Origin of the sequence: Paenisporosarcina sp. NPDC076907, assembly GCF_050269735.1 — a bacterium.
In the GTDB taxonomy this organism is placed as follows: domain Bacteria; phylum Bacillota; class Bacilli; order Bacillales_A; family Planococcaceae; genus Paenisporosarcina.
The window spans coordinates 148,400-161,807 of record NZ_JBNNIX010000002.1 but is presented as its reverse complement, the minus strand read 5'-3'; the positions used below and the strand labels follow the sequence as shown (position 1 = coordinate 161,807).

13 protein-coding genes are annotated in these 13,408 nt (G+C 42.2%); all 13 read right to left on the bottom strand.

Annotated features, from left to right (window positions below; all coding sequences use genetic code 11):
* Positions 1-78: 78 nt before the first annotated feature.
* The 13 genes from hpaD to ACQKEV_RS08350 all read right to left on the bottom strand — a co-directional run bounded on the left by hpaD (position 79) and on the right by ACQKEV_RS08350 (position 13,400).
* On the bottom strand, positions 79-1,062 hold the full coding sequence (hpaD, locus tag ACQKEV_RS08410) for a 3,4-dihydroxyphenylacetate 2,3-dioxygenase (RefSeq protein WP_427445982.1): 984 nt from the start codon (positions 1,060-1,062) through the stop codon (positions 79-81).
* A gap of 18 nt (positions 1,063-1,080) precedes the next feature.
* The gene (gene hpaE / locus ACQKEV_RS08405) at positions 1,081-2,589 is read right to left on the bottom strand and encodes a 5-carboxymethyl-2-hydroxymuconate semialdehyde dehydrogenase (RefSeq protein ID WP_427445983.1); all 1,509 of its coding nucleotides are present in this window, start codon (positions 2,587-2,589) and stop codon (positions 1,081-1,083) included.
* 47 nt (positions 2,590-2,636) lie between these two features.
* A complete protein-coding gene (gene hpaI, locus ACQKEV_RS08400) occupies positions 2,637-3,560 on the bottom strand; it encodes a 2,4-dihydroxyhept-2-ene-1,7-dioic acid aldolase (protein WP_427445985.1) in 924 nt (307 codons plus the stop codon).
* Between the two features lie 38 nt (positions 3,561-3,598).
* A complete protein-coding gene (locus ACQKEV_RS08395; RefSeq protein ID WP_427446249.1) occupies positions 3,599-4,069 on the bottom strand; it encodes a flavin reductase family protein in 471 nt (156 codons plus the stop codon).
* Between the two features lie 66 nt (positions 4,070-4,135).
* Positions 4,136-5,617, bottom strand: coding sequence for a 4-hydroxyphenylacetate 3-monooxygenase, oxygenase component (hpaB, locus tag ACQKEV_RS08390; protein WP_427445986.1), 1,482 nt, complete (start codon positions 5,615-5,617; stop codon positions 4,136-4,138).
* A 149-nt stretch (positions 5,618-5,766) separates the two neighbouring features.
* Positions 5,767-6,156: a 5-carboxymethyl-2-hydroxymuconate Delta-isomerase gene (locus ACQKEV_RS08385; RefSeq protein WP_427445987.1), complete on the bottom strand. Its 390-nt coding sequence runs from the start codon at positions 6,154-6,156 to the stop codon at positions 5,767-5,769.
* 21 nt (positions 6,157-6,177) lie between these two features.
* Positions 6,178-6,936 carry a fumarylacetoacetate hydrolase family protein gene (locus ACQKEV_RS08380; protein WP_427445992.1) on the bottom strand — a complete coding sequence of 253 codons (759 nt, stop codon included), beginning with the start codon at positions 6,934-6,936 and terminating at the stop codon, positions 6,178-6,180.
* Complete coding sequence (locus ACQKEV_RS08375; RefSeq protein WP_427445993.1) at positions 6,933-7,724, bottom strand: fumarylacetoacetate hydrolase family protein; 792 nt, start codon at positions 7,722-7,724, stop codon at positions 6,933-6,935. The genes ACQKEV_RS08380 and ACQKEV_RS08375 overlap by 4 nt, the downstream gene beginning before the upstream one ends.
* Positions 7,725-7,829: 105 nt before the next feature.
* Entirely contained in the window at positions 7,830-8,627 is a 798-nt protein-coding gene (locus ACQKEV_RS08370; RefSeq protein WP_427445995.1) for an ABC transporter ATP-binding protein, read from the bottom strand.
* A complete protein-coding gene (locus ACQKEV_RS08365) occupies positions 8,605-9,651 on the bottom strand; it encodes an ABC transporter permease (RefSeq protein ID WP_427445997.1) in 1,047 nt (348 codons plus the stop codon). The genes ACQKEV_RS08370 and ACQKEV_RS08365 overlap by 23 nt, the downstream gene beginning before the upstream one ends.
* A gap of 18 nt (positions 9,652-9,669) precedes the next feature.
* A complete protein-coding gene (locus ACQKEV_RS08360) occupies positions 9,670-10,650 on the bottom strand; it encodes an ABC transporter substrate-binding protein (RefSeq protein ID WP_427445999.1) in 981 nt (326 codons plus the stop codon).
* Between the two features lie 83 nt (positions 10,651-10,733).
* Positions 10,734-12,173, bottom strand: coding sequence for a dihydrolipoyl dehydrogenase family protein (locus ACQKEV_RS08355; protein WP_427446000.1), 1,440 nt, complete (start codon positions 12,171-12,173; stop codon positions 10,734-10,736).
* On the bottom strand, positions 12,174-13,400 hold the full coding sequence (locus ACQKEV_RS08350) for a dihydrolipoamide acetyltransferase family protein (protein ID WP_427446001.1): 1,227 nt from the start codon (positions 13,398-13,400) through the stop codon (positions 12,174-12,176).
* Between the last annotated feature and the right edge of the window lie 8 nt (positions 13,401-13,408).

Genomic DNA, 13,408 nt, shown 5'->3' with positions numbered 1-13,408 from the left:
CTATTGTATATCAGGAGAAAAAGAAAAAGGCGAAATCCTTTAAAAAAGGACTTCGCCAACTCTTCAATCTTCATTCTCTTAAACCATGATTTTCGGTTTTCTTTGTTCTAGTAACGGTTCTTGATAAATGATTTCTTCTCCCGTCTCTATGTCAATAAACGAACTTGTTTCATTGAACCAGCGGTCTGGCGCTTCATGTCCCCAAAATGTTTGGCGAAGAGGATCATTTAAATCCCAGCGTTTAGGCTTCAAATCCGGATCTGTTGTTAAGTAATCACCAGTATAAAGTTCAATGCGATGGCCATCCGGATCCCGTAAATACAGGAAGAATGCATTGGATAATCCATGTCGGCCTGGACCACGTTCAATGGATTGTGCATAGCCCATACTTGCGAGAACGTCACAACAGTCAAGAATGCTTAAGCGGTCTGATAGGGAGTACGCAAAGTGATGGAGTTTTGGTCCCGGGCCACTCATGAAGGCATGATCATGAACGGTTGGCTTACGATAAAGCCAGGCCGCCCACAAGTCTCCTTTTTCAGTTTCGGTATATTCCGAACACGAGAAGCCTAAATTCTCAACATAGAAATCATATGCTTTTTGAACATCTGGTACTGCACAATTGACGTGGTCAATCCGTTGAATTTTCGCTCCACGGTACAGGTCATATCGTTGAAGCATGCGGTTGACAGTTGTCATTTCCGCGAAAAACTCAAGCGGAATTCCCGAGTTATCATGCACACGAAGTGTTCTTCCCATAGCATGTTGAGTTCCTGAAGGCATCCATTTTGTTTTCAAACCTTTGGAAGCAAAAAGCTTTTCAATTTCATCGAGGTCCTGTTCTTTTGCTACTTTGTAACTCAGTACTTCCACCGTCGCTTTTTGTGCTTTTTTCAAAACCAAACTATGATGAGCGTGTTCTTCCAGTCCTCTTAAAAAGATATGCTGGTCATCACATTCGGTTTCAATCATGCCTAAACCATCGACATAAAATTCTCGGGATGCTTGTAAATTCGTTACATGCAGAACCGTTCTAGCAATACGAATGATTGAAAAATCCATTGTGTTCACCACCTGCTGTTATTTTCCGAACTGTTGAATATGATGATCCGCTATGGAAACATGAATAATTTTCTGTTCGGTATAAAATTCGAATCCATAATGTCCGCCTTCACGGCCAATTCCTGAATACTTTGATCCACCGAAAGGAGTGCGTAAATCCCTTACATTTTGAGCGTTGACCCATAACATCCCGGCTTCCACTTTATGCGCTACGCGGTGACCACGTTTAATATCATTTGTCCAGACATAACCTGCCAGTCCATAATTGATATCGTTTGCAAGTTTTATCGCTTCTTCTTCATCTTTAAAGGTCATGACCGTCAAAACTGGTCCGAAAATTTCTTCCTGTGCAATTCGCATATGATTCTCTGCATTAAGTAGGAGTGTCGGAGCCACAAAATTCCCTTTGGCCATTTCTTCCGGAATATCAGCGGTAATCACTTCTGCGCCTTCCTCTTTGGCAATATCCAAATAGCTTTTCACTTTTTGATAATGCCCTTTATCAATTAATGGTCCTACTTCTGTGGCAGATTCCAGCGGGTCCCCCACCTTGATTTTCGCTACACGTTTTTTCAGCGCATCAACAAATTCATCTTTGATTGATTCCTGAACAAACAAGCGGGAGTTCGCTGTACATCTTTCTCCATTGAAGGAATAAATGCCCCATACACAGGCATCCATTGCTCGGTCGAAGTCTGCATCGTCAAACACAATGATCGGTGACTTCCCGCCAAGTTCCATGGAACAGCTTTTAAGTGTATCTGCACTATTTTTAATGATGGTAGATCCCGTTTTCGTTTCCCCGGTAAATGAAATAAGTTGAACATCTGGATGCTTAACGAGTGCATCTCCTGCCGTTTCACCGTAACCATGAACCACATTGAAGACACCTTTTGGCAAATTTGCTTTATGAATGATTTCAGCTAACAAGTTCGCCGATAGTGGCGACAGTTCAGCTGGCTTCAACACAACAGTATTGCCAGTTGCCAGAGCAGGTGCCACTTTCCACGTTTCAAGCATAAATGGTGCATTCCATGGAGTGATTAACCCAGCAACCCCAACAGGCGTGTTGATTGTATAGTTAATAAATTCATCATCCACTTGATAGGCATCGCCGACAAGGCGGCTTTCCACCATGCGTGCGTAGAATCGGAAGTTTTCTGAAGCGCGGCCAACCATTTTTTTAGTCTGACTGATTGGAAGTCCCGTATCGAGCGCTTCTAAGTAAGCGATTCGCTCGACTTCTTCATCGATCAGGTCCGCAATTCGATAAATGTATTCCATTCTTTTCGTAATTTTCATTGTTTTCCAAGGACCATGGTCAAACGCTTCACGTGCAGCAGCTACCGCTTTATTGATGTCTTCTGCTTGTCCTTCAGCTACTTCATTGATTCGTTCATTGGTAAATGGGTTCATATTAATGATCGTTTTGTTTCCTGCAGCAGAAGTGAATTCCCCATTGATATAGAGGAGGATATTGTCTTGCGTCTCATGTTTTAACGCCACTTTTTCGCGGGAAGATACCATACTAATCACCTATATTCTTAAGTTTGTTGTGTTTATCAACGAAGTTCTTAATTTACAGCCGCTTCTTTCGGAAGTTTACCAAGATCGATAAGCGTCTCACGCACTTCTTTTTTCAGTGCCTCGGAAGGGAATCCTAAAGGCAGTCGAAGCATCGGATTGATTTTGCCCATCATTCCAAGCGCTACTTTAGCGGGGCCTGGGTTCGTATCTTTGAATAACACGTCGTTCAATGGCATTAATTCAAAGTGTAAATCCTGACACCTTGCCACGTCGCCAGCTTCCCATGCATTATATAGTTCCGCCACTTTAACCGGCTCAACGTTTGCAGTAGCGCTGATGAATCCTGCGCCGCCAATCGCAAGCATCGGGTAGCAAAGTAGTTCAATTCCTGAATACAACAGGAAGTCTCTACCGCAATTTAGCAATACACGATTGACATGCTCGAAGTCTTTATTTGCTTCTTTGACACCGACGATATTCGGGCAATCTTCAGCTAAACGCTTCATTGTGCTTACTTCCATATTGACGGCCGAACGACCGGGAATATTATAGATAATAATTGGGGTAGACACTGAATCAGCGACTGTTTTAAAGTGCTGGTAAAGGGCTTCCTGGTTTGGTCTATTGTAATAAGGTACAATGACCATCGCTGCGTCGGCACCGATCTCTTCAGCGTATTTTGTCAGTTCCATCGTTTCATCATGGTTTGTCGACCCTGTTCCAGGTGCGAAAAAGACACGGCCATCAATCGTTTCTTTTGCAAGGGCCATCACTCTTTTTCGCTCTTCCATTGTCAGTGAGCTTGGTTCTCCACTTGTTCCAGTAACAGAAATTCCGTGACTGCCACTTACAATTTGCCAGTTAATAAGCTCAACAAATGCTTTTTCATCAATTGCACCGTCTTCTGTAAACGGGGTAACAACCGGACAAATGGACCCTCTTAATTTTCTTTTTGCTTCTTCGTATGCCAATGTTATCTACTCCTTTAAGGGATTAAAGTTAGTGAATGTTAGTCCTGAAGTTCTTTCAGTTCACGGTATTTACCTTGGCTGTAAAGTAACGGGTCATGTTGTTCCAGTTTGACGCCCGTAACTTGCCCGATAAAAATCGTATGATCACCTGCTACATATTCGCTATGCAGTTGACACGTTACAACCGCTAGTGAATTTGGCAGAATAGGAACTCCTTTAAAAGAAGAGAACGTTATTTCTTCCTCTAGATTAAGCTGACCTGAAAATTGTTTTGATTCATTTACTTGATTGGACGTCAGGATATTAACAGCGAATTGTTTTGCTTCTTTTATGTGTTGCAGCATTCTAGCGCGTTCTCCAATGCTGACAGCAATAAGCTTCGGGTTTAAAGATATCGACATAAACGCGTTTGCGGTCATGCCGTGGACTTCTCCAGAAACTTCGGTTGTGATGACTGTTACCCCCGTAGCGAAACTGCCCATCGCATTGCGAAACAGTCGATCATCCACTTCATGTTCTCCGTTGTGCATATTCCAATCTCCCTTCCACTAACTTTTCGAGTATTTATTACTTGATCAGGTTAAAATGCCCGCTTCTTTTTTCGCGCGGTTCAGGAAGTCGTTCACCATGTTTTTATATGGTTGTTTATCGAATTGATCGTAATAAGCATTGGACATACGTACTGGATCTCCGAAGAAATAGTATTCATAAAGGGCTTGACGGTTACCGAATGCACTGATTGAAATATCCCAGGCCAAACGGAATAGTTGAACTTTTTCCTCACCGTTAATGTTGGCTCCTTGAGTGTATCGATGTACTAACGTACCGACATCCGTGTTGCTGAAGTCTGCTTCCGTCGGCAATGCCATCAGACCAGATGCGCCTAAAATTTTGATGATTTCATTCATACGCTGATACATTTTCGGGTACCAGTTTCGCGCCGCGTTCAACGGTTCGAAGTCTGGTGTCATATTGCCATATTGGTCAATCTTGGCATTATGTTCAGCACGGTAAAGATGAGAACGCATCACTTCGAGAATGACCATGATTTCGCTCGCCTTTTCTTTTACGTGCATGAATTGGTCGATTCCGATTGCTTCCATCATATTGACGACCACACCGAGAATGAACTCTGTTTTTACTGTGTTCTTGGCGATGACTTGATGCGTCATATGTATGACCGCATTCGTTTCTGTATACGTGCGATTACAAATATTTGTGTTTTCGCTTACGAATACTCTTTCCCATGGGACAAAAACATCTTCAAAAGAGATGATGGCATCACTTTCGTCAAATCGGGCACCAAGTGGGTGATCCCATTTGCTCTTACCATAATCGAAAGATTCACGGGATAAGAATTTAAGTCCCGCTGTATTATTTGGAATGGCAAAGGCGAATGCATATGGATCGTCCGTTGTTCCTGGTGTTCGGTTAATCGTAGAAGGGAAAACGACAAGCTCATCCGTGATCCCGCCTAAAGTAGCTAACAGACGGCATCCGTTCACAATAATTCCGTCTGGCGTCTTTTTCGTGATACGGGCAGAGAGGGTAGGGTCTTTTTGGTCCGATTGGGTCAACGTCGATCGGTTCACTTGTGGATGGATTAATGTATGTGTCAAACTGATATCATTTTCACGAGCGTATTCATAATAGTCTCTGGCATTTTTGGCAAATTGTTTACTGCCTCCTTCTTGTGCGAAAAATTCACTGGCAGTACCAAAAGCCATAATGCTCGTATTTAAATAGTCGGGAGAACGACCCATCATACCGCCGGAAAAACCAGCCCATTCCGAGTGCATTTCACGTCTTTTAATTAAATCTTCTTTTGTTTTCGGAGCAATGAAGGAGAGTCCCACTTTCTTGCCTGAGGTTGGTGAAGTATAGAGCATTTTCTCTGGCTTTTCATGTTGCAGATCATACAGACCCGCAACGCTTTCCACTACATTCTTAAAGGCAGGGTGCGTTGTTACGTCTTCTACTTTCTCCCCGTGAATCCATACTTCCGAATTCCGTTTTTTAATGCCGTCGATATATTCTTTTCCTGTACGTGCCCCCATGTAATTCCCTCCTATATTTCAAGTTCTTTCATGTATTATCCATCGAAAAGTACCAAAGGTTCTAAATTTTCAGAATTAAAATAACGCAAGGACTCACAATAGTTAACCACAAAACGATCAAGTGGAAAGTTCCCTCTACATAAACCGATTTAATTCTTTTTAAATCGTGAGTGGATATTGTTTTGCTTATATGTGCCAGCTTCACTAAACTCCATTAGTTCCATTGACAATGCCAGGTAGCGGTTGGACATGAGTTCTGAAAAATGATTCTTTAACACGTCAAACAGCGCATCACAAGCTTCTTTTTTGATTTCTGCCGACCGTCCTGCCCCTATTTTTAGCACAGCATGGACAAATGCATCGTCTTCTGCCCCGTCCGCAATCCTGTACTCTGTTAATTGAATCGCTCTAGAGCGAATTCCCCCTATTGGGAAAACCGAGCCCCTGGCGATCAATACTTTATGGACTTCCTCGAAGAGCTTGTCGATATTCATTTCATTTTTTATGTTGTCTGTATACTCTACTGTAAAATGCGGCAAGTAGATTTCCTCCTGTCCAAGTTACCGGTTCAGAAAGGACTCATCTCCGATAATGGTATTAACGAGCCGACCGACTCCCTCAATTTCCGTCACGACTACATCACCTACAGCTGTATCGACGGATCCTTTTGGTGTACCTGTTAGAATGACATCATTTTCACTCAATGTCATAAAGCTGCTAAAATATTCGATCAGCGTCGGGATATCAAAGATCATATCTGCTGTCGTTCCTTCTTGTACGAGCTTGTCATTGACATGTGTTGTTAACTTCAGATTCATCGGATTAGCTACTTCGTTCGCATCGACGAGCCATGGACCAAATGGTGTACACGTATCACGGTTTTTGACACGCAAATTAGGGCGGTAGTAGTTTTCGAGATAATCCCGGATGGCATAGTCGTTCGCGACACTATAGCCTTTTACATATTGGTAAGCCTCTTCTTTTTTTACATGTCGAGCTCTCTTGCCGATAATGACGGCCAATTCGCATTCATAATGCATGTACGTGACGTCACCCGGGCGACGAGTAAACCCATGATGACCAATTAATGTATTTGGACCTTTCAGGAAAACAAGTGGTTCCGTTGGTGCATCAAATGCCAGTTCTGCTGCATGATCAGCGTAGTTAAGCCCCAAAGCAAATACCGTCCGCGGAATGATTGGCGTTAACCACTCCACTTCACGTTCTTCAACAATCCGTCCATCATCCAACTTCAGTCGGCCTTCCCATTCAATAGCTTCATGAATGGCGCCTCCAAAGGATATCCGCGCTTTTCTCATTGCGTCCACCCCCGGCTGAAAGATTTTTCGTCAACGAGTACATTTTCCAGACTGCCGACGCCCTCTATCTCAATCCGGACTTTATCTCCGGTTGTTGCAAGTGGTGCATCTTCTGGTACCCCTACGAGCAAGACATCGCCTGGACTTAGTGTCATGAATTCAGTCACATCCACAAGTAGACGGGCAACCGGTCGGATTAGGTTGTTTGTTGAATTTTCCTGTTTCAACTCATCATTGATGTATACGCGGATGGTTACATCATCCGGATTTTTCAACTCATCCCGATCAATAATCCACGGGCCGATTGGACAAAATCCATCGCGGCATTTATGTTGCACTGCTGGTCGGAAAAAGGTTGCATGCGGAACGCTCACATCATTAACAATCGAATAACCTGCTACATAATCCATGGCTGTTTCTTGCGTTAACCCCACCGCGGTCTTGCCGATGACAATCCCGAGTGCCGCCCCCATTTCAAGATGTGATTCGTTTTCTGGAACCGGTATGCCGGCCCCGTATCGATTGAATGTATTTGCAGGTTTAATATAGAGAACAGGTGCAACTGGTGGCGCTAGATAGGGTTTGTCATTGACAGAATCACCTAAACGCTCAAGGGCACCATGAAAGTTTAATAATGTGCCGTATACCGTTCCGGTTACTGGATTGTCCAACGGAATATCGCTTATATTTATCTCATTGTCTTCAAGTTTGATTGAGTTTGTTTCTGTACTTACAACTGTAGAAATAAATTCCCTTGAATCTGTTCGTTTGAATTTTGCATTCATCATTCATACCACTCCTTAAGTTATTAAACTTTTTATCGATCGGTTCAATAACTATAAGATTTATAAATTGAATATTAGTAAAATATGATTCTTCGAGAAAACTAATAATTAAACAGACAATAAAGCTTTATCGCTGTTTAGTTTTTCGCCACGAATTCGCTGGAATTCATCCATGAGTTTCGGTATGGTCAATTTCTTTTTCTCTTCCGCATTAAATTCTAAGATGATTTGTCCTTTGTCCATCATGATCAGCCTGTTTCCTAAATCCAATGCTTGCTGCATATTATGCGTAATCATCAACGTGGTGAGCTGATCTTTTTCAATCAGCTGTTTTGTTAATTTGGTAATCAGTTCCGCACGGGATGGATCCAGTGCAGCTGTATGTTCATCCAGAAGCAGAATCGATGGTTGTGTAAAGGTTGCCATCAAAAGAGAAAGAGCCTGCCTTTCACCACCGGAAAGCAAACCCACTTTCGCATTCAATCGGTTTTCGAGGTTTAAATGTAGTGTTTCAAGAGATGCTCGGAATAACTCCCTGCGTTTTCTGTCTACACCAATTCTTAATACACGTTTCTTATTGCGTGAATAGGCCATAGCCAGATTCTCCTCGATGGTCATCGAAGGGGCTGTACCAGCCATCGGATCTTGAAATACCCGACCAATCATCTGGGAACGTTTATATTCGGGTAATTTTGTAACATTATTGTTGGCGATTTCAATCTCACCAAAATCAGGGGACAGCGCGCCTGAAATCATATTCAACATCGTTGATTTTCCTGCACCATTACTTCCAATCACTGTCATGAAATCACCTGGATTTAAATGAAGATTAATTTGATCCAAAGCGATTTTTTCATCAGGTGTGGCTTCATTGAACAATTTGTTAATCTGGACGAGTTTCAGCAACGGTAGCTCCTCCTTTTGAAAGCGAATGATACTGTACTAAACGTTCCGCATGACGTTTGGCTTTTCTACTTCTCTCTCTCCGCTTTTCAATGTATTGAGGGAGAATCAAAGCACAAATAACAATAACTGCTGTAATCAATTTCATATCTCCTGTATCAAGGAAGTCCACTCTCAGTGCCATACCAAGTACAATCCGGTATATGATGGCTCCTGCAATAACAGCAAATGTTGTGCGAACAATAGTTTTTGTCCCGAATATCGCTTCTCCGATAATGACCGAAGCCAGTCCGATAATAATCATTCCGATTCCCAACCCAATATCGGCAAACTTCCCGTATTGAGCAATCAGTGCACCTGAGAATGCAACCAAAGCATTGGAAAAACCAAGCCCGACAACTATAAGCGTGTCCGTATTGGCAGATAGGCTCCGAATCATTCTCTTATTATCTCCGGTCGCTCTGATCGCCAAGCCAACTTCAGTTTTCAAGAACCAATCAACCACTAATTTAATAAACAAAACGATAAGCGTCATTAGGAACATAATGCCCCAAGTAGCTGGTAAATACTGTACCCCCAGCATGCTGAAGAAATTATTCACTGCGGAATCGATTCCTAAAGAACCCCAAAAAGACAGGAATTGAGTAAAAATTGATTCAGCATTCAGTAAAGGAATATTCGGACGACCAATGGAATTCTCCGAGGTCAGTCCCATTATTCGAAGATTGATGGAATACAACGCAATCATCATCAAAATCCCGGATAGTAGTGCATTGATTTTCCCTTTCGTATGTAAAAGACCCGTCACACAACCTGCAAGAAAACCGATAATGACGGCAAGCGCCGTTGCCACCATTGGATGATATCCTAAGATAATCATCGTGGCAGCAACCGCAGCTCCAGTTACAAAGCTTCCGTCAACTGTTAAATCCGGAAAATCCAAAACACGAAATGATATATATACACCAAGTGCCATGATTGCATAGATGATTCCTTGCTCTACAGAGCCAAATACTGCAAAAAACATGTAGAATCACCTCCTGATTTATTTGCTGAATTCAGCTTTCCACTCGTCTTTTATCTCAAGTCCGATTGTAGATGCTGTATCTTTGTTCATGATGAACTTTAATTTTTGTGGAATATCTACAGGTAGATCGCCGGGTTTACTTTCACCTTTAAGAATCTTAACGGCTTTTTGACCAGCTTCGTAACCGATATCATAGTATTCAAATCCGTATGCAGCTAAACCACCACGTTTCACAGAGTCAAATTCACCGACCATCATAGGTAATTTATTTTCATTTGCTACTGCCACAACAGATTCAAGAGCAGATACCACTGTGTTATCTGTAATGATGTATAAAGAGTCAACTTTGCCAATCAAAGATTCTGTTGCTTGTTTTACATCTGCTGACGTTGCAACCGATGCTTCTACAACCGTCATATCCATATCTTTCAACATGGCCTTAACTGCATCCACTTGGGAACGTGAGTTTTGTTCTCCAGCGTTGAATACCATTCCGACTTTTTTGGCACCTAATTCCTCTTTCAGGAATTTCATCGTATTAGAAATTGCGTCTGGATGACTATCGATTGTACCGGTTACATTGCCGCCAGGTTTCTCCATTGATTCTACAAGCTCAGCCCCTACTGCATCTGTTACTGACGTGAAGACAATCGGAATTTCGGTTGTTTCACTTAAAGCTGACTGTGCACTTGGAGTTGAATTTGCAAAAATTAAATCTACTTTTGAACTTACAAGATTGGCTGCAATAGTTTTGCTGGCACTAGCATCACCCTGTGCAATTTGCACATCATACTCTGCTTCAATTCCTGCGTCTTCCAACGCTTTTTTAAAGCCATCATAAGCTGCGTTTAAGGAAGGGTGCTCTACGATTTGTGTTACACCGATTTTAAATGTCTTATCTTCACCTGATGAATTCGTCTTTTCTCCATCGCCACATGCCCCTAAAAGCAATGCAGAACTGAGAAGAACGACTCCCATTTTTTTCAATCCACTCTTCATTACAATTCCCCCTACAAGATTAGTTTTATTTTCAAACTTGAAACCAAAGGAACGAATGCTACTGTGAAAAATTGTATCTAGAATCAGATGATGGATAAATCTTTCTTTTTGGCAGGCGGGGCATGGATGGCCTGTCCGATCAATCCTTCCACAGCTTCTAACAGCCCCTCACCTAACCCTGGATGTGCATACATTGGGAATTTTACATCCTCTTCTTTTGCGGCCATTTCCATCAACTGAACAAAAGAACCAGACATTTCGATTGCCCCTTCGCCCATCATATGAATTCCACTGATAATTTCAGTTGCTGGATCGGAAATGACTTTAATAAAGCCATCTTTTTTCCCGGTAATGGAAGCATACCCATTGCCACCGAGAGGGTACTGACTGACTCGAACCTTGAGTCCAAAGTCGAGTGCATTTTGTTCAGTAAGACCTACTGAAACGGCTGGTGGGATGGTATGTGCAACAACTGGCATAAACGTAATGTCTACTTCAGGTTTATGCCCTGCAATCGCTTCAACCGCAGCTTTTCCTTGTTTTATGGCTTTGATCGCTAGCAAAGGTCCTTCTGTTACGTCACCAATCGCAAAAATGGATGGACTCGATGTCCGCATATAGGCGTCGACATGGATAAAACCTTCGTTCGTTTGTGCAAGCCCAATGCGGCCGATGCCAAGTGAATCTACATTCGGTTTACGCAATCCAGTTACGAATAGGTGGGTTCCTTGAATTGTCTCTTCGACGTTTTTATCGTTTTTAAAAGTGATCGAGATATCACTTTCACTCTCATTAGTGGAAATTAGTTGAGCTTCTTTATAGACATTTATTTTGCTGCGTTTAAATAGTCGCATCATTTCTTTATGGATGGACTCATCAAAATCAAAACTCGCTTTGTCTTCAAGGAGAATGCTTACTTTGGCACCGAGTGCTGCGAAACTAGAAGCAACTTCCAGAGCAATATAGTCCTGACCTGAAACCACCAAATGTTCAGGCATTTCTTCAAGTTCAAATATTTCGTGTGACAAGAGAATCCGGTTGCCTTTTTCTTTAATATAAGAAGGAAGAATCGGACTACTTCCGGTTGCAATAATCGCCTGATCGAATTTAAAAATATCGAACTGGTGCCCATTTTCCACGCCGATTTTTTCCGCTCCGAGGAAAGTAGCTTTCCCCTGAATCACTTCGATTTTATTATTCTTACAAATACTTTCCACACCGGTTCTAAGCCCGTTGATGGTCTTGTCTTTATAACTTAAAAGCTTGTGATAATTGAATGTAATACCGCCAGATTCAATTCCCAGTTCGTTCAAATGAGCAGTATCTGCTCTTTTTGCCGCAGCGTGGGTAAAGATTTTGGACGGAATACATCCTTTATTCAGACACACTCCGCCCATTTCACCCTGTTCAATTAATGTGACTGAAAGACCAAGCTGGGCACCACGAATGGCAGCCGAGTATCCGCCTGGCCCTCCGCCAATAATGATGAGATTTCGTTGTTGACTGATTTCACCGACAACCATCTATATCATCTCCATCATCAGTTTATGTGGGTGTTCAATAAGACTTGCAAAGCGGTTGGTAAACGCCACTGCGGTTGCACCATCTGCAACTCGGTGATCAAATGCCATGGACAGGGTCATGATATGACCGATGACAATTTCATCCCGTTCATTAACGATTGGCTGTTTCTTCGTTTTATGGAAAGCAATCAATGCCGTTTCAGGATAATTAATAATTGGTGTAGCACCTGTGCTGCCTAAAGGCCCTACGTTACTCACAGTAAATGTACTGTTCTGCATTTCAAAAGGCTGAAGTTTCCCGGCGATTGCTCTCTCCGTTAACCCTTTGACTTCTGCATGGATACTTTTGATTGATTTCTTATCCGCGTCGTGTAGCACTGGAACAATCAACCCGCTATCCGTATTTGTTGCAATGCCGATATGATAATTTTTCTTAAGAAGGATCCGACTGTTTTCTTCATCAAGCTCGGCATTAAAGATCGGGAAGTCCTTCAATGAAATGACTAAAGCTTTAATGAGGAAAGCAGATACACTGACTGATTCACCAGAGGCTTTCAATTCTTCTCTCATTTTAAATAAGTTCGTCATGTTTACTTCGTCAAAATGAGTAACATGCGGAATCGTAAACAATGATTTCGTCATTTTTTCAGCAATCTTTTTACGTATTCCTTTAAACGGAATTTCGTCCGGTGTTTCCTGGTTAATTGCTTCTTTCGAAACCGCCACTACGGTCTCTTTTGGTGTTTCTGTCTGCTGACCTTTTAGGAATCGGTAAACATCTTCTTCTGTCACTCTTCCAGATGGATCAGAAGCGGGAACATCTTCAATATTGATATTGTTGTCACGTGCGATTTTTCGTGTGAAAGGTGCTGCTAGAACTCGGTTGAAGGTCATCGTCATATTTTTTTCCTTAAGCATCACTGGCGAAAACGCTTGTTTTTTTACGTCCTGTTTCATTTCAGAGGATGTTTTTTGTTCTATTTTTAAGGATTCATCCGCTTCTATGTAAATCAGGCTGGTTCCGACTCGAACGGTTTCACCGGCATCGATAATGATTTTTTTAACGACTCCTGAGCAGGGAGAAGTAAGTTCTGCAACCATTTTGTCTGTCTGTACTTCCACAAGAGGTTGATCCGTTTTTACCGAATCACCAACCTTGACCAGGTAATGGATGATTTCTCCTTCTGTCATCCCTTCACCAATATCATGTAGTTTTACTTCGAGCATTGCACTTC